This window comes from Staphylococcus sp. GW823-FHT05F06 (assembly GCF_058795495.1).
Map to the genome: position 1 here is coordinate 229,120 of NZ_JBXAHW010000001.1, position 22,213 is coordinate 251,332.

Here is a 22,213-nt window from a genome sequence, read left to right on the forward strand (position 1 = left end):
AAGCTTAATTTAATTTTACGTGAAAACAGACTAAAACTAAAGAAAAAATCTGAGCCGACGAGAAGACGACTCAGATATTAATCATTTTATTTTTCAAGGCTGTTGATGTATTTAACAGCATCACCAACAGTGTTGATTTTTTCTGCTTCTTCATCAGGAATTTCAGTACCAAATTCGTCTTCTAATTCCATTACTAATTCAGCGATATCAAGTGAGTCAGCGCCTAAATCATCTTTGAATGATGCGTCTTCTGTTACCTTATCAGCATCTACGCCTAAACGATCAACGATGATGTCTTTTACTTTATCGAAGTTTTCCACGTCGCTTCACCTCCTTTTAAAGAGTCTTTTGATAGACTATTTTATTTTCCCATTTTACTTTCTAAAATACAAGTAGAATTTTAGAAACACTTAATACAATAAGTATTTAGTGTTTCTTATACATGAGCCTCAAGCTCATGTGTTCCTCTTTTCACTTAATACATAGGTATTTAGTGTTTCTTATACATGAGCCTCAGCTCATGTGTTCGTTTGCTCCTTTTCGAACATTACATATACATTCCACCGTTAACATGAATTGTTTGGCCTGTAATATATTTAGCTTTATCAGAAGCTAGGAAGGCAACAGTATTAGCTATATCTGTATCTTCTCCAAAACGTTTTAAAGGAATTTGCTCTAACATTTGATCCTTCAAATCATCACTTAAAGCATTTGTCATGTCTGAAACGATGAAACCAGGTGCTACAGCGTTCACTGTAATACCTCGTGATGCTAGTTCTCGTGCTGCAGTTTTTGTTAATCCAATGACACCTGCTTTTGTTGCAACATAGTTTGCTTGTCCAGGATTACCCATTGCACCAACAATACTAGTTAGATTAATGATTGCACCACTACGTTGACGCAACATTTGTGGCGTTACTTTTTGAATACAGTTAAACACACCTTTTAAGTTCGTATCAATCACGTCATCCCATTCTTGTTCTTTCATACGCATAAGTAAGTTGTCTTTAGTTATCCCTGCATTGTTAACCAATACATCTACAGAACCAAACTGACTTACCACTTCTTTAATCATTTCTTTAACTTCATCGCCTTTTGCAACATTGGCTTGTATTGCAAAGCTTTCTACACCTTTAGCTTTAATTTCTTCAACAACTGCTTCTGCTTTATCTTTACTTCCAGCATAATTGACAGCTACATTATATCCTTCTTCCGCTAATTGCAATGCAATGCTTCTACCAATACCACGAGAAGCACCTGTAACTAAAGCACTTTTATTCATGATTATTCCATCCTTTCACATCTTCGAGTGTTTGAATTGAAGTGATTTTTACATCTCGATTTATTTTTTTGATAAGCCCAGATAATACTTTTCCCGGTCCAATTTCAATAAAGTGATCGACACCTTGATTAATCAACCACTTCGTTGATTGAATAAATTGAACAGGTGAATATAATTGTTTAACCATATTGCGTTTAATTACTTCAGCATCGGTTTCTCCCTTTGCATTAACATTCTGAACAACTGGATAATTAGCATTATGCCATTCAAATTGATTAATGAAATTAGCAAAATCCTCTTCAATAACTTTCATCATTGAAGAATGAAAAGGACCGGAAACAGCTAATGGAAGAACGCGTTTAGCACCAAGTTCTTTGCCCTTTTTTACTAATTCATCAATTAAAGATTTATGTCCAGACACCACGATTTGACCTGGTGAGTTAATATTAGCAGGTTCAATTAACTGTTCTTTTGTAGATAACGTTTGACATATCTTATCAACATCATCATAATCCAAACCTAATACTGCTGCCATACCTCCAACACCGTTAGGAAACGCTCGAGCCATAAGTTGGCCACGTTTACGCACAATTCTAACCGCATCTTCAAAAGATAATACACCACTAGCAACTAAGCTTGAATATTCTCCTAAGCTATGTCCCATAGTATAATCTACTTTTAAATGATTTAATGATTCTAGTAACGCAACACTATGTGTTAATAGTGCAGGTTGTGTATTTTCTGTTTCTCCTAATTTCCCATCATTATCAGTAAACATCGTTTCTAGCAAATCAAAGTCTACTGTCTCTTGAGCTAAATTTAATACTCGAGTCGAGCGTTCCTCTTCATTATATAAGTCACTAGCCATCCCTACTTTTTGTGCACCTTGGCCTGGGAATACAACTGCTATTTTACCCATTTTACTCACCTACTGTATCTTTCATAATTTGAACGATATTCTCTTCACCAGCAATTTTTGCTTGTTTAATTGCAGAATAAAATGCTTTAGCGTTTGAACTACCATGAGCTTTTACAACCGTACCATCTAAACCTAATAATACTGATCCACCGTATTCAGAGTAGTCCATTTTCTTAGCAAATGTTTCTAAATCTTTTTTCAATACTGCACCAGCTAATTTATTTTTGAAGCTACTCATTATTGTTTCTTTCAACATTTTACCTATAGATTTTGCAGTACCTTCAAGATTTTTAAGAACCATGTTCCCTGTATAACCATCTGTTACTACGACATCAACATTTCCATCCATAAGTGTTTTTGCTTCAATATTACCTGTAAAGTTAAATGATTGATTTTTCTCAAATAAATCATATGCTTTTTTAGTTAAAGAATTTCCTTTAGCTGCTTCAGTGCCAATATTAAGAAGTGACACCGAAGGATTTTGAATACCACGAATTTTTTGAGCGTAAATATTTCCTAATTGCGCATATTGTAGTAAATGTTCTGCTTTAGCATCAGCATTGGCACCAACATCTAAGAACACAAATCCCTTGCCATCAGTAGTGGGCAATGTTACAACTAATGCAGGTCTCGCTACGCCTTTAATACGTCCAACAATAAATAATCCAGCCGACATTAAAGCTCCTGTATTTCCAGCTGATACACAACCATCAGCTTCTCCTGATTTTACCGCCTCAGCCATCTTAACCATCGAGCTATCTTTTTTACGTTTAATTGCACGTACTGGTTCATCTTCCATTTCAATCTTTTCAGTACAATGTCTAAACTCTATTCGCTCATGACTTAAATTGTATTGTGATTCGTCACCAAAAAGAATAATTTCCAAATCTTTAAAGTCCTCGACAGCTTTTTTAACTGCATCTAATACAATACCAGGCGCATCATCCCCGCCCATCATATCTACTGCGATTTTAACCATTTTATTCATCCTCACTTGTATAGTACATTTTGAATTTACCTTTAAAAACTAACATATCTGAAACATAAGAATTCACTTCAATAATATAATGCTTATCTGTTATATCTATGACACGGGCATCTGCTCGAACTGTATCATTTAATTTTACTTTTTCTTTAAATTCAACTTGACTTTCATGTGTCAATACTATTGGTTTATGTATAAGAGCTACACATAATGAGTTAGCTTGTGCAAATAAGACGTGCCCTCTAGCAATCTCACTTTTTGCAAAAACAGAATCAATTGTAATTTCAATTAAAGATTGTGCGCTAACATCAGGATTCACTTGAATCAAATCACCTATAATTTCATTGGCTTCTATTGATTTAATTCGTCCATAATTTTGTTCAGCTACCAATTTAATTCTTTTACGTAACTCAGGAATATTTAAATGCGTGCGATCTAAACGTATAGTTTGAATACTTACATCAAACTTCTCACACAATTCATAATCAGTGATGAAGGGGTTTAATTCGATAGCCTCTTTAATGGCTACTCGTCTATCGTTTTTCTTTAATTTCACACGCTCACCCCTCATTTTAGTACCAAGTCTTAAATATTCCTTAAATATCATAACACTTTCTTTATCTATTACTCAACAATAAACTGTATCAATCTATATTCAGCTGATTGTATCTTTTAATAAAATCAAAATATATCTTTGAATAGTATAATATTTTTCTAATCGAAACGAATATGGCGTAAGTTTTGTTTAATAAACTCTCTTAAATGACTATATTGTTGTTCGAAAAATTGGCCAGATTGTATAAGTTCTGCTGCTTCATCTCTAGCAACTTCAAGCATACGATAATCTTCTACTACATTTGCTACAAGAAAGTCTGGAAGACCGCTTTGTTTTACTCCAAAGAAATCCCCTGGACCTCTCATTTCTAAATCTCTTTCACTTAATTCGAATCCATCAGTAGTTTGAGTCATAATGGTCATACGTTCAATACCTGTTTCAGTCTTGGGAGATGCAATTAATACACAATAACTTTGATGTTCACTACGACCAACACGCCCACGTAATTGATGTAATGTAGATAAACCGAATCGATCTGCATCATAAATCATCATAAACGTTGCATTAGGTACATTTACACCTACCTCAACTACAGTAGTAGAAACTAAAATATCTATTTCATGTTTACTGAATTTTTGCATGACTTGATCTTTATCTTCTGCAGACATTTTCCCATGTAATAATCCAACTTTTTCATTACCATAATCACTTTGTAAGGATTCATAAAGTGCCACAACATTTTGTACATCTTCTAAATGCTCAGAGCTCTCAATTAATGGACAGATGACATAGGCTTGTCTACCTTTTTTTAATTCATTCGACATTTGTGCAAGTACTTGATCATATTGTTCATGTTTGGCCCAACTTGTTTTTATAGGTTTTCTCCCCTTTGGTAATTGTTTAATTGAAGATACATCCATTTCACCGAAAACAGAAATAGCGAGTGTTCTAGGGATTGGTGTCGCTGTCATAAACAATACATTTGTCATTGCACCTTTTTCTCTTAGAATTTGTCGTTGGTTAACACCAAATCGGTGCTGTTCATCTGTAATGACTAATCCAACATTATTGAAGACTACATCATCTTGAATCAAGGCGTGTGTACCAATCAAACAATCGATAGTTCCATTTTCTAATTGCTCTAAAAGAAGTCGTCTTTTTTTCCCTTTAACAGAACCAGTTAATAAAGCTACGTTCATTGTATTACCAAATAGTTGTATTAAACTTTCAGCGTGCTGTTCAGCTAAAATCTCCGTGGGAACCATTAATGCAGATTGATAGCCTGCAGTTTTTAAGGCGTACATACAAATTGCTGCTACCACAGTTTTGCCAGATCCAACATCACCTTGTAACAACCGATGCATACGAATAGGCGCCTTTAAATCACGAAATATTTCATTGACACTAACTTTTTGAGCGTCAGTTAACTCAAATGGCAAACTATCAATAAATTGTTTTACTTTATTTATATCGTAATTAATTTCAATAGCCTCATCTGATGTCTTTTCTAAGCGATTTAACCATTGCATACGTAGCTCAAACATAAATAGCTCTGTAAATGCATAAGTCCGTCTAGCTCTTAGCAAATTTTGTTTATTAATAGGATGATGTAGTGTTTGTATTGTATAAGCTAAAGTTTCTAATTTATACTTTTCTCTGAGGTCATCAGTTAACCATTCATGAATTGTAACATCACTAAGCGCCTGTCTTATATTATCGCGTAACTGCTTTTGCTTTATTCCTTCTTTAATCCTATATATTGGTTCTAAATGAGTATCCTCTTGATTTTTTTGATCTTTAAAAAATATACGATTACCATTAATCTCTTGTTTATTACGATTCCATTTCCCTTTTATAGTGACAATACTATTTAATTCAAGTTTCTTTTTTAAATAAGGTTGATTAAAAAATACGCATTTAACAGCGATATGATTTATCATAAGATGGACAGTTAGTTTCGATTTATTACGACCAAAAAAAGCAACAGTTGGACTGGAATAAACCTCACCTTGCACTGTTACAGTTGCTTTATCGTCTGCTTGATTTAAGTCAATAACAGTATTATCTTCATAACGTGTTGGTAAATATAATACTAAATCTTCAACTGATTTAATATTTAATTCTTCTAACAACGCTAAACGTTTCGGACCTATACCTTTAATTTTATCTAATGCATATGGGCTCTCAATAAGATGAACTTTTGACATGATGAATCACCTATTATTTTTCATTATCTTTAATCTCAACATCTATTCTACCATGTTCAATTGATTAATTTGCATTTCACAGGTTAATTATATCAACACTTCACTATAAAAATTCTCATTAATATATAAAAATAACGATTAGTGAGTTAAATTCACTAACCGTTAGTTCGACTATTTATTATCAAAAAGTAAATAGCATTTCATTTATTCTACTGCAAAGAAATATTGATAAATAGGTTGTCCACCTTCATGTTGTTCCACTTCAACATCAGGGTACTCCGATTCAATCCAATCAATGATTTGGTTTGTAATTGAATTATCAGCATCTTCGCCTGAAATCATTGTTAAAATTTCGCTATCTTCATTAAGAAGTTTGCTGAGTAGACCTTTTACTGCATGAAATTGATTAACATCACTTGTCACAATTTTGTCTTCAGCTAGACCCATGAATTCATCTTTCTTGATTTCAATACCGTCTATTTTAGTATCTCTAACTGCAAAAGTAATTGAACCAGATTGAACAGTTTCCAAAGCATCACTCATATGGCGTTTATTATCTTCTAAACTCGATTCTAGATCATATTGGAATAAGGCTGATATTCCCTGTGGAATAGATTTAGTAGGAATCACTACAGTTTCAGCTTCTACAATACTAGCTGCTTGTTCACTGGCCATCATAATATTTTTATTGTTTGGTAAGATAATTGCACGTTTACATTGTGATTGTTCAATAACTTTAACTATATCTTCAGTAGAAGGGTTCATTGTTTGCCCTCCACTAATAATGTGCGTTGCTCCCATAGATTTAAATAATTCAGCAATCCCATCGCCTACAGAAATTGTAACAATAGCTGTTTCAACTGTTTGGGATTCATTAGCTTCTTTATTTTGAAGTCCATCTTGTTCCTTACGAATAACTTCACGATGTTGTTCACGCATGTTTTCTACTTTAAGTTTAATTAGTTCACCATATTTTTGACCATAATTAAATACATCACCCGGATGTTCTGTATGTACGTGCACTTTAACAATTTCATCATCATTAATTACTAATAACGAATCTCCGAATTCACTCATATCATTACGAAATTCTTGCTCGTCAAATGCTTTTTTATTTTTACCAAATCGAACCATCATTTCCGTACAATAACCGTAAACAATATCCTCTGTATTAATAACCCCATGAAAATCATGATCGTCATTAACAAATGATTCAGTATCAAGTTTAGGTGCTTGTGCTTCTATTTTTTCGCCTTTAAGACCCTTTAAGAATCCTTCATAAACGCATAATAAACCTTTACCACCACTATCAACAACGCCTACTTCTTTAAGTACTGCTAATAAATTAGGCGTATTATCTAGAGATTCGCTTGCAGCTTCAATCACATGTGCCATTAAATCAACGCAATCTTCAGCTTGATCCACGTAATCCATTGCGGCTTTTGCTGCATCTTTGGCTACTGTTAAAATCGTTCCCTCTACCGGTTTCATAACTGCCTTATAAGCTGTTTCAACTCCAGCTTGAAAACTCTCAGCAAACTGTTGCACGCTTATTTCTTTTTCTTCTTCAATATTCTTACAAAAACCTCTGAATAATTGAGAAAGAATAACACCGGAATTACCACGAGCCCCCATAAGTAATCCTTTTGAAAATGTTTTACCTAACTCTCCAATATTTTGAGATAAATTATTTTCGACTTCCTCACGACCAGAAGTAATAGTTAAATTCATATTTGTCCCTGTATCTCCATCTGGAACAGGATAGACGTTTAATGAATCCACTAAGTCTGCATTATTTGATAAATTTTGTGCCCCTTGTATAATCATATCGGCAAATAATTTACCATTTATTTTGCTAATCATTTCACGTTGTCCTCCTAAACCTTTTTCACTGTCTCATTTACACGTACACCTTGTACGAAAATATTTATTGAATTAACTTTCACATTTAGTGTTTTTTCTAAAGTATATTTAACAGTTGATTGAAGATTGCTTGCTACTTCAGAAATTTTCACACCATAGCTCACGATGATATACATGTCTACATCAATAATTCCGTTGTCTTCTCTAACTTTAATGCCTTTAGCATAGTTATCGTGTCCAAGGATTTCAGCGATACCATCTCTAACTTGTTGTCTTGATGCCATACCAACAATTCCATAACTTTCAACGGCTTTGCCACCAACTACTGATGCAATTACATCATTTGAAATATCAATTTTACCGTAGTCATTTGAAATTTCTAATGTCATATCTGTTCCTCCTGAAAATTTCAGAGTTTTATTTTTAAAGCGTTATGCCTAGGTTATTTTATTAATGCCTTAAATACTTTAAAAATCAAATCATTGTTGATGCTTTAAATTAATAAAATTTGTATTTTTAAAAATTAGGTTTACATTGTTTGTAAATTTATCTAATTAATTTAACTGTTTCTTTACAGTATCATACTATATAACTCCACATCACACAATTATAGCATAATAAATTGCATTTTATTGTAATTTTTATAATTTATAAAAGTCTTTATTGCCGACAATCTCATTATGTGTTATCTTATTAAAGTATATAAGTAGTAGTGTGTATTTATATTTATTAAAGGAGGTACTTTCATGGGTAAACAATGTTTCGTAACAGGTCGTAAAGCTTCGACTGGTAATCATCGTTCACACGCTTTAAATGCGAATAAACGCAGATGGAACGCTAACCTTCAAAAAGTTAGAATCCTTGTAGACGGCAAACCAAAGAAAGTTTGGGTTTCTGCACGTGCTTTAAAATCTGGTAAAGTTACTAGAGTTTAATAAATATAATGCACATAATAAAAATATCCTTATGTGGAGGATAAATTTTAAGACCTTAAAGGTGAGACCTTTAAGGTCTTTTTTAGTCACGACTACGTATTTTTAAAACTGTTCCTTGTTCAACTCGAATGATTGCTTCATTAACCTTTACTTCATTTGAAATTGTGAGTGTAGAGCCTAAATTTAAGTGTTCTTGATTTAAATTATATTTGAAACCCTGTAAAGTTAATATAGTTTTATCATTTAGAGGGATAAACGATATATATGGATAAGTACTATCTCTGTTGATTACATACTTACCTTCATTTAATAATTGAATATGATTTTGTTGATCAATGACTTTTATTTTTATAGATTGATGTAAGTATTGAGGTTTTTGTAAAATTTGAAGCACACCCATAAAGTGGTCTAACCGACCGCCTGTTGCACCATAAATTGTAATTTCTGTGTATCCTCTTTCAACTGCTTGAGCTACTCCTAAAGCTAAATCAGTATCATCTTTTTCAGCTTCAACCGGTTCGATTTGAAGATTTTTCATCAACATCAAACGTTCTTCATTATTCACTGAGTCAAAATCACCTACAGAAAATATAGGTTGAATACCTTGTTTTACGAGTATAAGCGCACCTCTATCAATACCTGCCCAATTAGAATCTTTTTCTTTTTCAAAAATATGATTAGGTAATAAACGTTGAGAACATAATAAATTAATCTTCACATTATCATTCCTTTAATAAAGATGTTACTTTTGCATAATCCTCTTGTTTAAAGAAGTATGAACCAGTGACTAACATTGTAGCACCCTGTTCTACACATCGTTTACTCGTTTGATCGTTAATGCCTCCATCTACCTCAATATCAAAAGTTAAATGATTTTCATGTTTAAGTTGATTTAATTGCTCAATCTTAGTCACGCATTGTTCTATGAATGTTTGTCCACCAAAACCAGGATTTACAGTCATTACTAGAACATAATCAACAATACTCAATATAGGTAAAATTGTTTCTACAGATGTTCCGGGATTGATGACGACACCTGCTTTTTTCCCTAATTGTTTAATTTGTTCAATTGCTCTATGTATATGCGTTGTCGACTCAACATGAACAGAAATCATATCAGCACCATGTTCGGCAAAAAGATTAATATAATTTTCAGGTTGCTCAATCATTAAATGAACATCTATTGGCAAATGAGATTGTTGTCTAACAGCATCCAAAATCGGAATACCGATTGAAATATTAGGGACAAATTTACCGTCCATTACATCAAAGTGTAATCCGTCTACCTTTGCTGTTTCTAACAATTGAAGCTCTTCTTTTAAATTTAAAAAATCTATAGATAAAAGTGATGGTAAAATTTTAACCATTTAGTATCGAACCTTTCTATTGGAAATTTCATTATATAATTGCTGATAATGATCATACCTGAATTGTGGAATTTCTCCTTTTTCAACGAGTGCTTTGACATGACATTGTGGTTCTTTTATATGATTACAATTACGAAACTTACATTGCTCTCCAGCTTCATGAATATCAATAAAAAAATCTTTTAGTTGTTCTTTTTCAATATGATTAAAATCTAACGCACTAAACCCCGGTGTATCAGCGATGTAACCACCTTTTCTATCGTATAATTCGACATGTCTTGTAGTATGTTTACCCCTATTCAATGACTTAGAAATATCATTTGTTTCTAACTTCAACTGAGGCTGATAACTATTTAAGAAAGTAGATTTACCCACTCCAGATTGGCCACTTAATACTATTAAACCGTCAGACCATTCATCAACAGTAGCAGTATAATTACTATCTTTTCCAATAAACTGCGTAGCATATCCTATTTTTTGATATATTTTTATTGTGTCTTTGATTTTAAGAATTTCTTGTTCGGAAGCTAAATCATGTTTAGTGATTAAAATTCTAGGTTTGAGATGATAAGAATGAGCAATCACTAAATAGCGATCTAATAATTGTGTTGAAAATTCAGGCTCGACTGCACTCATTACTATAACTAACTCGTCAATATTACTTACAGGTGGTCGTTTTAGTTCATTATTTCGGTCATGTACATGATGAATATAGCCCTCTTTTGTATTTTGAACTTCAAAATCTACGATATCGCCCACCACAGGTGAAAACTTCTTTTTTCTGAATAAACCACGTGGTTTGGTATCAAATCTCTCACCTTCTACGTCTACTTGATACACACCACTGATTAGTTTAACGATTCGACCAGTCTTCAAAAAGACACCTCTCATTTATATTTTCTTAATCATATTATATCAAAATACTAGTACTTATAATATAACAACTCAATTCAAGCTCAATGATCTACCTACAAATATATAGTTTTTAATAAACTCTAAAGACCAATTGTCTCATATTAATAAAACGAGCCTGCAACATATGTATTCATATGTACAGACTCTTCATCTTTTACAAGGATTTTTTCATTTTAATCAGATAATCATTTAAAATTATTTCAATTATAATCATCATTGAAAAGTTACACTACAAATTTATTATTAATTTATCATTAGTTGTTACTCATTTAGCCATCATAGCTCACATCTTTATCAGCTACAATTTTATTATCAACTCTTATGGTGTACCCAGCGTCACTTCCTTTTTTAATTTTCAAAGGAATATTAATTGTTTTATCACTTTTAATATTAAACGTTTGAACTGCTGAATCACCTTTATTTTCAATATCACGAATAAATACTTCTACTTTTTGACTTTTACTTTTTTTACCGGTATACGGTACTTTAACAGTCTCATTTTTAGTCGTTGTATCCTTGTCCTCCTCATCATCTTCTTCTTCAGACTTTTCTCCTTTAGAAACCACTAATAGTATAGTAGAACCTTCATCAACAGTTTTATCCTTTGGAGATTGAGAAATGACATTACCTTTTTCGACATCATCGTTGTTTTCTTTTGTCACTTGAACTTTAAATCCTTTATCTTCAAGTTCTTTTTTTGCTGACTCATATGACTTATTTTCATAATTATTGACATATACTTGTCGAACACCTAATGATTCATAAATTGTAATATGATGATTATTAACGGCAACCTCACTATTAGCTACAACGCTTTGTTCAGAAATTAATCCTTTTTCATATGTTTGACTATAAGCTTGCTCAACGTGAATATCTTTAAATCCGATAGCCTTTAATTTTTTTAGCGCATCATTTTTCGACATACCTAAAACATTTGGCATCTTAACCTTCTCTGGTCCTTTGGATAGAACGATATCAACTCTATTCCCTTGTTCGACGCGTTCTCCACTATCTGGATTTGTTTTAATAATTTGGTTTTCAGGATATTTATCACTATAATTTCTTGATATGTCACCTACTTTTAGATGATGACTGTCTAATACCTTTTCAGCTTGTTTTTCAGTTTTCCCTTTAAGGTCAGGCATTTCTTCATATTTATTTCCAAAAACAGCCATAGCTACAAAAGAAAATAAACCAATTAATAATATTACAAAAATGATTGATAAAATTGCAATTTTCATTTTAGAACGTTTCTTGTCGCTTTTTTGATAATAACGTGGTTCAGACGATTGAAATTCTTGTTGCTTTATTGAATCGTTAACAATAGGTATTTGCATGGTTTTATTAAGGTCATTTTGATTTTGTTCATCATAGATTTTATGATTCAAATCATCTTTAGTGAGTGGTACCGTTTTAGTTTTATCTAGCTCGTATTTTTCTTCATTCAAACGATTCTCATGTAAAGCACTTGTTAAATCGTCACACATTTCTTGAACAGTATGATAGCGATGATATTTATCTTTCTCGGTAGCACGTAAAACGACATTACTCAATGATTGAGGTACATCATCTCTTTTATCCGTTGTTATATTTGGGATACTATCTTGAATATGCTTTATAGCAATACTCACTGCAGTCTCTCCATTGAATGGTGGCTCTCCAACTAACATCTCATATAATACAATTCCAATTGAATATATGTCAGTACTTTCATCAGTAGCTTCGCCTTTAGCCTGTTCAGGCGATAAATATTGAACAGTTCCTAAAACATGATTTGTTTGAGTCAGCGACGTTTCACTCAATGCTTTAGCAATACCAAAATCAAAAATTTGTAATTTTTTATTCTTATCAATTAATATATTCTGTGGTTTAATATCGCGATGAACAATTCTCATATCATGCGCATGTTTGATTCCACTCAAAATTTGTTCTGTAAACTGAATAGCAGTTTCTACACTAAGTGGACCATGACTGTGTATATATTCCGCTAAAGTAGGACCTTCTATGTATTCCATAACAATATAAAAACAATCATCTTCCTCATCTACGTCAATCATACTGACTATATTCTCATGAGAAAGTTGAGAAGAATTATGTACTTCTCTTTCAAAACGTTTAAATGTCTCTTCTTTTTCACTTGGAGGAATCGAAATCGCTTTAATAGCAACTTTTCTGTTAAGTATTGAATCTACAGCTAAGTAGACAATACTCATCCCACCACCACCGAGTTTATCGGTAATAGTATAGCGTTCATTTATGACTTTACCTATCATACTTTATCACCTTCTAACTTTAAAAGGATAAAGCTGACATTATCTTTTGAATCATGGGCAAGCGCTAAGTCCAATAACTCATTACCATGGACGTCTAATGAATTATTTGAACTTAGTAGTTCTTGGATTTCATAATCTCTGACATAATCAGTAAGTCCGTCAGAGTTCAAAAGAAGATAATCATAAAAATGAGTTCTCTTGATAAATAAATCTGGAGAAACACGTTTATCTGTTCCCATGACTTTAGTAATAATATTACGTTGTGGATGATGAAATGCTTCATCTTTAGTAATTTGTCCAGTCATTACTAAGTGATTAACAAATGAATGGTCGCTCGTAATTTGATCCATCTGTCTCTGATTAATTACATAAGCGCGCGAATCTCCTACATTTGCTACAACAACTTGTTTGTCATAAATGATGGCACAAACGAGCGTTGTACCCATACCTCTGTAATCTTCATTTTCTTGAGCATAGTTGTACAGCTGAAAATTGATTTCTTTAATGTTCGAACGCAACCACGATTCAGCACGATTTATTTCAATTAGATTTTCTTCTTCAAAACGCTTTTGAAGTTCATAAGTAACAAACTGACTAGCTATTTCTCCAGCTTGATGTCCACCCATGCCATCGCATAATACTAGCATTTGTTGCTGTGTTTGATTGTAAAATATACCGCCAGCGTCCTCGTTTTTCTCACGATGTTGCCCAGTATCAGTGAAAAATTGTGCGTTTAACATATGTCTTTACCTCGTTTCTACTTGTCGTTCCTTCGCTCTTAATTGTCCACACGCAGCATCAATATCTGACCCTTGCTCACGTCTAATTGTAGCATTAATTCCTAATCTCTTTAATTCCTTCTCGAATTTAAAAATATCATCTTTTGGTGTCTTTACATAATTTCTTTCTGGGACATGGTTAACTGGTATTAAATTAACGTGGCAATTGAGATTCTTAATTAAATGTGCCAAATCTCTCGCATGTTCAAGTTGGTCATTAACACCACCAAACAATCCATATTCAAAAGTAACACGGCGATTTGTCTTTTCTTGATAATAACGAATAGCTTCCATTAACTTATCAACGTTATAAGCACGATTGATAGGCATTAATCTTGATCTTATTTCGTCTTTAGCACCATGAAGACTCACAGCAAAATTTATTTGTATATCTTCTTCGGCAAAATCATAAATTCTTGGAATAATTCCTGAAGTAGATACAGTAATATGACGTGCACCAATATTTAAACTGTTATCATCATTAACAATTCTTAAGAAATCCATCATTTCATCATAATTCTCGAAAGGTTCACCTATGCCCATAATGACAATTTGTGATACACGTTCATTCGTTTCGTCTAGTGCCTTTTGTACAGTTAATACTTGAGAGACAATCTCTCCGGCCTCTAAATTACGCTTTAATCCGCCCAAAGTGGAAGCACAAAACGTACAACCAATTCTACATCCTACTTGTGTTGTTACACAGACAGAATTTCCATATTCATGTCTCATTAAAACAGTTTCAATAGTATAACCATCTTGTAATTCAAATAAGAACTTGATTGTTCCATCTTTACTTTCTTGTTTAACAACAGTGGTCAATGTCGTCATTGCAAAATGATCTTTGAGAATTTGACGTAACTCTTTAGACAGGTTAGTCATTTCATCAATAGTATTCACACGCTTTTGGTATAACCATTCAAAAATTTGTTTTGCTCTGAATTTTTGTTGTCCGTGATCAATAAGCCATTGTTGCATCTCGTCATATCTTAAGGAGTAGATCGATTGTTTTTCGAAATTAGGTAAGAATTTGTTTCTCTTCTTTTTTTCTGCAGTTATCATCTCTAACTTTCCTTTCTTTTTATCTTGCTAATAAAGAATCCATCCGAATTAAAATCTTGTGGAAGTATCTGTAACGTTTTAACCTGTTCACCAGTCGCTGGATTTTGGAATGGTTCAAACTCAAAATCTTTATGTCTCTTTAAAAAAGTATAGATGACATTTTCGTTTTCCATTTGTTCTATTGTACATGTTGAATACACTATTGTACCACCAGGTTTAATATTATCTTTAACATTTTCTAAAATTTGTAATTGTAATTCTACTAAAGACTTAATGCTATTTTGTGATTGACTATATTTAATTTCAGGTTTGTGTCTAAGAACACCTAATCCACTACATGGTGCATCAACAAGAATCTTATCATACATTTTATCGTATACTTCTGTAGCATCATGTTGAAAAGCCTTGATATTATTCAATTTCAATTTTTTAATATTTTGCTTTATAAGATTTATTTTATGTTCATGAATATCTGTTGCATCGACGTGACCTTCTGGTGAAAGAATTTCTGCCATATGACAAGCTTTACCACCAGGTGCGCTGCACGCATCTAAAACTTTGTCATCTCGCCCTAGGTTCATTACATAAGCTACCATCATTGAACTTTTATCTTGAATAGAGATATAACCTTCTTTAAAAGCGTTTGAATTAACCACAGGCATACCTGATATATGAAGACAAAATGGTAACATATCGTCTTTTTTAACGTGGTAACCTTCCTGTTCTAACTTAGAGATAATTGAATCAATAGAATCACGAGATATATTGGCGCGCACGGTTGTGGTTACAGGCTCTAAAAAAGATCGTGCAATGTTTTCAGTTTTTTCTACTCCAAAATGTGTAACCCAATGATCAACAATCCATTTGGGAAGACTATATTGAATTGCAATTCTTTTTTTAGTATCATCTATATCTTCAAAGCTTGGCAATTCAGTGCGCATTACTGTTCGTAATATACCATTGACTATATTCCCTGTGTGAAAGCCACCACGTTTCTTTGCTATATCTACCGCTTCATGAATAATAGCATGGTTAGGTATTTTATCTAAATATAAATATTGATATAAACTCATCCACAGTAATTGTCGCACCCATGATTTGATTTTAGTTTTGATAAAAGGCTTTAGTAGATAATCTAACGTGTATTTTCTTTTTATTGTTCCATATACTAATTCTGTGAACAAATTTTTATCTACTGTATTAATGTTATTTGTAGATAGAACTTCATTAATTTTCAAATTACTATAAGCACCTTTATTTAGGACGTCGTTGATTGTTTCTAATGCATATGTTCGCACTGATTTCATCATAATAGAACTTTCCCAACTAACGACTCTTGTACACCACTTAAATAATCAGTAACTTTCATACGTTTTTTCCCTGCAGGTTGAATCTCAGTAAGTGCGATGGCATCATCAGAACCGGTAGCTATGATGAGTTCATGCTTAGTAGTTTCAATAATTGTTCCTGGATTACCTTTTTTCCCTTTCACAATGAAAGCGCTAAATAATTTGAGATTCTTTTCATTCATAGTTGTATAAGCAACTGGCCATGGAGACAGTCCTCTAATATGGTTATGAATTGCTTGTGCACTCATATTCCAATCAACTCTCTCGTCTTCACGACGAATATTAGATGCAAATGTTGCAAGTGCATCATCTTGAGGGATACTGTCATTGGTATTATCAATGATACTAGGAAGTGTCTTCTTTAATAATTCGGCACCTAAAAAGCTTAATTTATCATGCATTGTGCCAACATTATCTTCTTCTTCAATACGAATTGATTGTTGCGAGATGATATTACCTGCATCAAGTTTTTTAACCATATACATAATCGTGATTCCAGTTTCTTCTTCACCATCAATTATAGCCTGATGTATAGGTGCTCCTCCTCTATACTTAGGTAGCAATGATGCATGGACATTAATAGCTCCTAATTTAGGTGCATTGAGTAAGGACTCTGGTAATAGTTGACCGAACGCAGCCGTTACTATTAAATCTGATTCTAAAGAAAGTAACGATTCTAATTCTTGAGAATCTTTAAGTTTTTCAGGTTGATATACCGGTATTTGATGCTTTGTAGCTACTCTTTTTACTGGTGGTGGTGTCATCACTTTCTTACGTCCCACTGGTCTATCAGGTTGTGTCACTACAGCGATAACTTCATGCTCAGCAATTAACATCTCTAAAATTTTCGTTGAAAAATCAGGTGTTCCCATAAAAATGATTTTACTCATTGTCAAAATACGCCTCCACTTCAGTTTCATTTAATATATGATGTGCTCTTTTGGTAAATTGAATTCCATTAAGATGATCAATCATATGTAAAATCATGCGTGCAATATCGTCATATGCAGTTAATTCAACTGCATTTCCATTGATATCATAGCTTTGTACAGTGATCATTTTGCTACGTTTAACTTCTCCATATATATGAGGTAAACTGATTGAGCCTTCTAAGTCAGAAACAGTCTCTTGAGATTGACTTTTAACGACAGGATTAATAAGTTGTAATAACCCTTCTTGTTCCATATCGATGAGTGCAACACTTTGATCTACTCCAATTTGAGGTGCACTAATTGCAGCAGCTTCCTCATGATATAATGTATCTTCCAAATCTTCCAATAACACTTTTAGTTTTTGATCATACGTGCTTACAGGTTGAATTGTTTTATTCAAAATAGGATGTGTTGATTTTACTAATTTCTTTACAGTCATCACTTAGGCTCCTCATTAAAATTCATCATATCATTATAACTTACTTAGTATGAAATTGCGACCTTTCGAAGTAAGCTTATATCTTAATCTCCTCTTCGTTCACCTCATACTTTAGAATGAAATATCAAAGTTATAAAGTAAAACAATTGCGTAATTTTGATTAAATTATAAAATAAGAAATGTAAGATATATAAAGTATTATGCTAAAGGAGTTGATATAAATGGAAGTTAATAAAGTCATTTATATTTTACTAGCAGTCTTTCTTGGTAGTTTTGGCATCCACAAATTTTATGCTGGTAAACCAATTCAAGGATTATTGCATATTCTATTTTGTTGGACTGCTATCCCGCATGTGTTAGCAATTATTAGTGCAGTTTTAACATTATTCAAACCTGCCGACGCAAACGGGAACGTCAGAATGTAAAATTAATTTAATGTCCATATGACGCATTTTAGTTTGATTTATAAGAATAGCCTCAAAAAACATCTAAAGTGATGGATTTTGAGGCTTTTTGATGTTTGGCACTTCATTCACATCATCATTTGTGGATTGATATCAATTTTTAATGATAGTTTATCCTTTACATATTGATCATGATAATAATCATCTAAATATTGTAACGCTTGATGTAATTGAGGCTCACTCTTATATTTTACTAGTATTTGAAAACGATACTCATTGTTAATTCTTGCTAGTGCTGCTGGTGAAGGGCCTAGCACGAATGCTTTTTCACTTAAGTGCTGTACTAAAATTTGATGTATATGCTTAGAGGCCATCATGACCTTTTTTATATCAGTATGTGAAATGGTAAAGTTAATCAAAAAATAGTAAGGTGGATATTTTCCTAATTTTCGATAATTCATTTCTTTTTGATAAAAAGAAAGATAATCGTTTAATTTCACATCCTTTATTGAATAATGATCAGGGTTGTACGTTTGTATGATAACTTGTCCTTCTTTTTCATGACGACCTGCGCGTCCAGATACCTGAGTTAAAAGTTGGTATGTTCGTTCACTGGCACGAAAGTCAGGTAAGTTTAACATAGTGTCAGCATTGAGCACACCAACTAGAGTAATGTTAGGATAATCCAAACCTTTAGCAATCATTTGCGTACCTAATAAGATATCTCCTTTTCCTGCTTCAAAGTCATTTAACAATTTCTCATGTGCACCTTTTCTTGAAGTTGTATCAACATCCATCCTTATAATACGAGCATGAGGGAATTCTTGTTGTAATAATTCTTCTACACGTTGCGTTCCAGTTCCGACTTGTCTGATATGATCACCTTCACAATTTGGACATTGAGATGGTGGATTTTCTTGATAACCACAGTAATGACATTTTAATTGATCGGTTGTTTTATGATATGTTAACGAAATATCACAATGGGGACATTGGGGAACGTAACCACAATCTCTACATAACATAAATGAAGCATATCCCCTTCTATTTAAGAATAGTACTATTTGTTCTTTTTTATCCAACCGTTCTTGTATCGCTTGTCTTAGTGCTATAGAAAACATGGAACGATTACCTTCACTTAATTCTTCTCTCATATCTATAATATCAATATGCGGTAACGCTTGTTGATTGACTCTATGTGGCAATGACAACAACTCGTAAACATTTTTTTCTGCTCTAGCATATGACTCAAGACTCGGTGTTGCGCTACCTAAAACTACAGGACAATGATGAAATTGACTTCTCCATTGTGCAATATCACGTGCATGATATCTGGGATAATCTTCTTGTTTATATGTAGATTCATGTTCTTCATCAATTATAATGATGCCTAAATTTTTAAACGGTGCGAAAATACTTGAACGAGCACCTACACTCACTCGAGCTCGACCGTCTCTAATTTTTTGCCACTCATCATAACGTTCACCTTTTGAAAGTCCGGAATGTAATACCGCTACATCATCTCCAAATCGACGTTTAAATCTTAGTACCATCTGAGGTGTTAAGGCGATTTCCGGCACTAACATCATGGCTTCTTTACCTTTATTAAGAACTTCTTCTATTGTTTGAAGATAGACTTCGGTTTTACCTGAACCTGTGACTCCGTGTAATAAAAATGTTCTTTCTTTTTCATCATGAATATAATGTTGAATAGCTTCAAATGCATCTTGCTGTTCTTTAGTTAATATCCTCTTTTGTTCTTGTTCAAATATACGATTTGCATATGGATCTCTGAAAACCTCGGCGATATATTTTTCAATATAACCTTTTTTGATTAAAGAATCTAAACTCGAGTGAGAGAAGCCCATATCATTGATTTCTTTTAAAAACACTGTTCGATGAGACTCTTCTAATAAAAATGCATACAAATCATATTGTTTTGTATATTTCTCGAGTTTTGCAAGTACTTCATCACCATTCAACGTATTAACTACGCCAACAGCTTTTTGAGTTTTCTTTTTTGTGTTTTGAGAAAGTATCGTGACCTCTTCAATCAATCCTTGATTTAACAAAGTCAACATTTCTTCTAAATCATTGTTTTGCTGAGCTTCTTTATATAAGTAATAACCGTCATTGTTAAATAGCGCTTTGGTTTTTGAAGATAAATTTTTTGGATCGATAATTGAAAAAGCTTTCTTATACTTTGCTTTAATGGCACTTGGCAACATCGCTTCTAAAACAGAAATACGTTTCATCACATGATAATGGCTCATCCATTCGCTTAATTGAATCAGTTCGGATGTTAATTCAGGTTTAATATCACGTACTTCTTTTATTTCTTTTAGTTTCGATATATCCATATTTCCATCTGGTTTTTGTTGAATATTCATGACGTATCCTTGTATAGTTCTAGGGCCAAAAGGTACCACAACGCGAACGCCAATTTGAATCACACGTTCTAAATTTTTAGGAACGATATAATCAAATTTAAAATCGACACTTTTCGACGGAATATCAACAATTACTTTTGCAATCATTACTGCCACCTAGTTTCTAAAATTTCTATAATTTGATGTGCTAAAGCTGATTTTTTTCCTTTCTTAATATTTACTTTTTCATTATTTTTAAAATGCATAGTTAATTCATTGTCATCTGAACTAAAGCCTATGGATGTATCACCTACATTGTTCGAAATGATAACATCTGCATTTTTTCTTTTGAGTTTGTCTAGAGCATACTGTTCAATATTTTGTGTTTCAGCAGCAAAACCAACAAGATATTGGTGCGTTTTATTTTCTCCTAAGTATTTTAAAATATCCTTTGTACGCTTAAATTGAACAGATAATCCTCCTTCTTGTTTTTTTAATTTATGTTCAAGTATGTCCATTGGTGTATAATCAGACACCGCCGCTGCTTTAATCACTATATCTTGTTTCGCAAAGCGTTCGGTTACAGCTTGAAACATATCATCTGCACTCTCAACTTTTACTACATTAATCCCTTCAGGTAGAGATAAGTGGGTGGGACCACTAATTAAAGTTACGATTGCTCCCTTATCTCGTAATGCTTCAGCTATAGCATATCCCATTTTTCCTGATGAACGATTTGATACGTATCGAACAGGATCAATAACTTCAACTGTAGGCCCAGCTGTAACTAATGCGCGCTTTCCAGAAAAAGAGCTTTTGATAACATTCTTCTGTTGAGTAAAAAATTTATTAATAACAGATAGGATTTGCATGGGTTCTTCCATTCGCCCTTTTGCTACATAACCACATGCTAAATAGCCACTACCAGGTTCAATAAAATAATATCCGTCTTGACTTAGCACTTTCATATTATGTTTAGTACGTGGATTGTTATACATATTTACATTCATTGCGGGTGCAACGAATTTTGGTGTTGTTGTAGCAAGTAATGTAGAAGTAATTAAATCATCAGCAATTCCAACACTTAATTTTGCGATAGTATTAGCAGTTGCTGGCGCGACTATAATCGCATCTGCCCAGTCTCCTAATGATACATGTTGAATCTCTTCAGGATTTTCTTCTTTAAATGTATTTGTGTAAACAGGATTTCTACTGATTGCTTGAAAAGCTAGCGGAGTAACAAACTCTTGAGCATGATCAGATAGCATAACTCTTACATCATAGCCGGATTGTATTAATTTACTTGTTAAATCAATTGCTTTATATGCTGCGATACCGCCTGTAACAGCTAATAAAATATGTTTCATTATTTATATTCTCCCTTAATACTTTATCAATACGCCTAAATTAGAAATGGAACGGAATAATTTAGTTATGTGTTATCTATTAAATATCAAATTTAAAGGCAACTTTGGCTAAGCAAAAGCATATCCCTCGTAAAAAGAGAGCGGAATAGAATTCATAATGAATTCATTATCCCACCCTCTCGCAATATGACCTTAAATAGAGAATCTAAT

Annotated in this window: 21 protein-coding genes; 2 read left to right on the forward strand and 19 right to left on the reverse strand. The window is 32.9% G+C overall.

The features are described 5' to 3' along the window. Positions 1-86: 86 nt before the first annotated feature. From AC1Q7N_RS01045 to AC1Q7N_RS01080, 8 genes are all read right to left on the reverse strand, one after another. Positions 87-320, reverse strand: coding sequence for an acyl carrier protein (locus AC1Q7N_RS01045; RefSeq protein WP_001830184.1), 234 nt, complete (start codon positions 318-320; stop codon positions 87-89). 227 nt (positions 321-547) lie between these two features. Further along, complete coding sequence (fabG, locus tag AC1Q7N_RS01050) at positions 548-1,282, reverse strand: 3-oxoacyl-[acyl-carrier-protein] reductase (RefSeq protein ID WP_001830161.1); 735 nt, start codon at positions 1,280-1,282, stop codon at positions 548-550. Next, positions 1,275-2,201 carry an ACP S-malonyltransferase gene (fabD, locus tag AC1Q7N_RS01055; RefSeq protein WP_001830062.1) on the reverse strand — a complete coding sequence of 309 codons (927 nt, stop codon included), beginning with the start codon at positions 2,199-2,201 and terminating at the stop codon, positions 1,275-1,277. The genes fabG and fabD overlap by 8 nt, the downstream gene beginning before the upstream one ends. Position 2,202: 1 nt before the next feature. Beyond that, positions 2,203-3,180, reverse strand: coding sequence for a phosphate acyltransferase PlsX (gene plsX, locus AC1Q7N_RS01060; protein ID WP_001830112.1), 978 nt, complete (start codon positions 3,178-3,180; stop codon positions 2,203-2,205). A gap of 1 nt (position 3,181) precedes the next feature. Continuing rightward, a complete protein-coding gene (fapR, locus tag AC1Q7N_RS01065; protein ID WP_001830099.1) occupies positions 3,182-3,742 on the reverse strand; it encodes a transcription factor FapR in 561 nt (186 codons plus the stop codon). Between the two features lie 158 nt (positions 3,743-3,900). Next, the gene (gene recG / locus AC1Q7N_RS01070) at positions 3,901-5,949 is read right to left on the reverse strand and encodes an ATP-dependent DNA helicase RecG (RefSeq protein ID WP_002489349.1); all 2,049 of its coding nucleotides are present in this window, start codon (positions 5,947-5,949) and stop codon (positions 3,901-3,903) included. 204 nt (positions 5,950-6,153) lie between these two features. After that, positions 6,154-7,812 (reverse strand): fatty acid kinase catalytic subunit FakA, encoded by a 1,659-nt coding sequence (gene fakA / locus AC1Q7N_RS01075; protein WP_002489351.1) that lies wholly within the window; start codon positions 7,810-7,812, stop codon positions 6,154-6,156. Between the two features lie 14 nt (positions 7,813-7,826). Further along, positions 7,827-8,201, reverse strand: coding sequence for an Asp23/Gls24 family envelope stress response protein (locus AC1Q7N_RS01080; protein ID WP_001830156.1), 375 nt, complete (start codon positions 8,199-8,201; stop codon positions 7,827-7,829). Between the two features lie 357 nt (positions 8,202-8,558). Between AC1Q7N_RS01080 and rpmB the strand changes: the two genes are divergently transcribed. Continuing rightward, entirely contained in the window at positions 8,559-8,747 is a 189-nt protein-coding gene (gene rpmB, locus AC1Q7N_RS01085; protein ID WP_001830107.1) for a 50S ribosomal protein L28, read from the forward strand. Positions 8,748-8,829: 82 nt separating this feature from the next. Here the strand turns inward: rpmB and AC1Q7N_RS01090 are convergent, their stop codons facing one another. The 9 genes from AC1Q7N_RS01090 to AC1Q7N_RS01130 all read right to left on the reverse strand — a co-directional run bounded on the left by AC1Q7N_RS01090 (position 8,830) and on the right by AC1Q7N_RS01130 (position 17,863). Then, a complete protein-coding gene (locus AC1Q7N_RS01090) occupies positions 8,830-9,465 on the reverse strand; it encodes a thiamine diphosphokinase (protein WP_001830164.1) in 636 nt (211 codons plus the stop codon). A 4-nt stretch (positions 9,466-9,469) separates the two neighbouring features. Next, entirely contained in the window at positions 9,470-10,114 is a 645-nt protein-coding gene (rpe, locus tag AC1Q7N_RS01095; RefSeq protein WP_001830173.1) for a ribulose-phosphate 3-epimerase, read from the reverse strand. Next, a complete protein-coding gene (gene rsgA, locus AC1Q7N_RS01100) occupies positions 10,115-10,990 on the reverse strand; it encodes a ribosome small subunit-dependent GTPase A (protein ID WP_001830137.1) in 876 nt (291 codons plus the stop codon). Between the two features lie 308 nt (positions 10,991-11,298). Continuing rightward, a complete protein-coding gene (pknB, locus tag AC1Q7N_RS01105) occupies positions 11,299-13,302 on the reverse strand; it encodes a Stk1 family PASTA domain-containing Ser/Thr kinase (RefSeq protein ID WP_001833032.1) in 2,004 nt (667 codons plus the stop codon). Then, a complete protein-coding gene (locus tag AC1Q7N_RS01110; RefSeq protein WP_002439460.1) occupies positions 13,299-14,042 on the reverse strand; it encodes a Stp1/IreP family PP2C-type Ser/Thr phosphatase in 744 nt (247 codons plus the stop codon). The genes pknB and AC1Q7N_RS01110 overlap by 4 nt, the downstream gene beginning before the upstream one ends. A gap of 6 nt (positions 14,043-14,048) precedes the next feature. After that, complete coding sequence (gene rlmN, locus AC1Q7N_RS01115; RefSeq protein ID WP_001830070.1) at positions 14,049-15,143, reverse strand: dual-specificity RNA methyltransferase RlmN; 1,095 nt, start codon at positions 15,141-15,143, stop codon at positions 14,049-14,051. A gap of 2 nt (positions 15,144-15,145) precedes the next feature. Beyond that, entirely contained in the window at positions 15,146-16,453 is a 1,308-nt protein-coding gene (gene rsmB / locus AC1Q7N_RS01120; protein WP_001830124.1) for a 16S rRNA (cytosine(967)-C(5))-methyltransferase RsmB, read from the reverse strand. Next, positions 16,450-17,382 (reverse strand): methionyl-tRNA formyltransferase, encoded by a 933-nt coding sequence (fmt, locus tag AC1Q7N_RS01125; protein WP_002439455.1) that lies wholly within the window; start codon positions 17,380-17,382, stop codon positions 16,450-16,452. The genes rsmB and fmt overlap by 4 nt, the downstream gene beginning before the upstream one ends. Continuing rightward, positions 17,375-17,863 carry a peptide deformylase gene (locus AC1Q7N_RS01130; RefSeq protein WP_001830064.1) on the reverse strand — a complete coding sequence of 163 codons (489 nt, stop codon included), beginning with the start codon at positions 17,861-17,863 and terminating at the stop codon, positions 17,375-17,377. Before AC1Q7N_RS01130 ends, fmt begins: the two co-directional genes overlap by 8 nt. Before the next feature lie 221 nt (positions 17,864-18,084). Between AC1Q7N_RS01130 and AC1Q7N_RS01135 the strand changes: the two genes are divergently transcribed. Beyond that, on the forward strand, positions 18,085-18,288 hold the full coding sequence (locus AC1Q7N_RS01135; protein WP_001830141.1) for a TM2 domain-containing protein: 204 nt from the start codon (positions 18,085-18,087) through the stop codon (positions 18,286-18,288). 107 nt (positions 18,289-18,395) lie between these two features. Here the strand turns inward: AC1Q7N_RS01135 and priA are convergent, their stop codons facing one another. Next, on the reverse strand, positions 18,396-20,804 hold the full coding sequence (gene priA / locus AC1Q7N_RS01140) for a primosomal protein N' (protein WP_001830152.1): 2,409 nt from the start codon (positions 20,802-20,804) through the stop codon (positions 18,396-18,398). Beyond that, complete coding sequence (coaBC, locus tag AC1Q7N_RS01145; protein WP_002489766.1) at positions 20,804-22,003, reverse strand: bifunctional phosphopantothenoylcysteine decarboxylase/phosphopantothenate--cysteine ligase CoaBC; 1,200 nt, start codon at positions 22,001-22,003, stop codon at positions 20,804-20,806. Before coaBC ends, priA begins: the two co-directional genes overlap by 1 nt. Positions 22,004-22,213 lie beyond the last annotated feature (210 nt).

Coding starts and splice junctions, on each gene's coding strand:
- fabG (WP_001830161.1), bottom strand. CDS start 1,282: ATGAATAAAAGTGCTTTAGTTACAGGTGCTTCTCGTGGTATTGGTAGA.
- fabD (WP_001830062.1), bottom strand. CDS start 2,201: ATGGGTAAAATAGCAGTTGTATTCCCAGGCCAAGGTGCACAAAAAGTA.
- plsX (WP_001830112.1), bottom strand. CDS start 3,180: ATGGTTAAAATCGCAGTAGATATGATGGGCGGGGATGATGCGCCTGGT.
- recG (WP_002489349.1), bottom strand. CDS start 5,949: ATGTCAAAAGTTCATCTTATTGAGAGCCCATATGCATTAGATAAAATT.
- fakA (WP_002489351.1), bottom strand. CDS start 7,812: ATGATTAGCAAAATAAATGGTAAATTATTTGCCGATATGATTATACAA.
- AC1Q7N_RS01080 (WP_001830156.1), bottom strand. CDS start 8,201: ATGACATTAGAAATTTCAAATGACTACGGTAAAATTGATATTTCAAAT.
- rpmB (WP_001830107.1), top strand. CDS start 8,559: ATGGGTAAACAATGTTTCGTAACAGGTCGTAAAGCTTCGACTGGTAAT.
- rpe (WP_001830173.1), bottom strand. CDS start 10,114: ATGGTTAAAATTTTACCATCACTTTTATCTATAGATTTTTTAAATTTA.
- pknB (WP_001833032.1), bottom strand. CDS start 13,302: ATGATAGGTAAAGTCATAAATGAACGCTATACTATTACCGATAAACTC.
- AC1Q7N_RS01110 (WP_002439460.1), bottom strand. CDS start 14,042: ATGTTAAACGCACAATTTTTCACTGATACTGGGCAACATCGTGAGAAA.
- rlmN (WP_001830070.1), bottom strand. CDS start 15,143: ATGATAACTGCAGAAAAAAAGAAGAGAAACAAATTCTTACCTAATTTC.
- rsmB (WP_001830124.1), bottom strand. CDS start 16,453: ATGATGAAATCAGTGCGAACATATGCATTAGAAACAATCAACGACGTC.
- fmt (WP_002439455.1), bottom strand. CDS start 17,382: ATGAGTAAAATCATTTTTATGGGAACACCTGATTTTTCAACGAAAATT.
- AC1Q7N_RS01130 (WP_001830064.1), bottom strand. CDS start 17,863: ATGACTGTAAAGAAATTAGTAAAATCAACACATCCTATTTTGAATAAA.
- AC1Q7N_RS01135 (WP_001830141.1), top strand. CDS start 18,085: ATGGAAGTTAATAAAGTCATTTATATTTTACTAGCAGTCTTTCTTGGT.
- priA (WP_001830152.1), bottom strand. CDS start 20,804: ATGATTGCAAAAGTAATTGTTGATATTCCGTCGAAAAGTGTCGATTTT.
- coaBC (WP_002489766.1), bottom strand. CDS start 22,003: ATGAAACATATTTTATTAGCTGTTACAGGCGGTATCGCAGCATATAAA.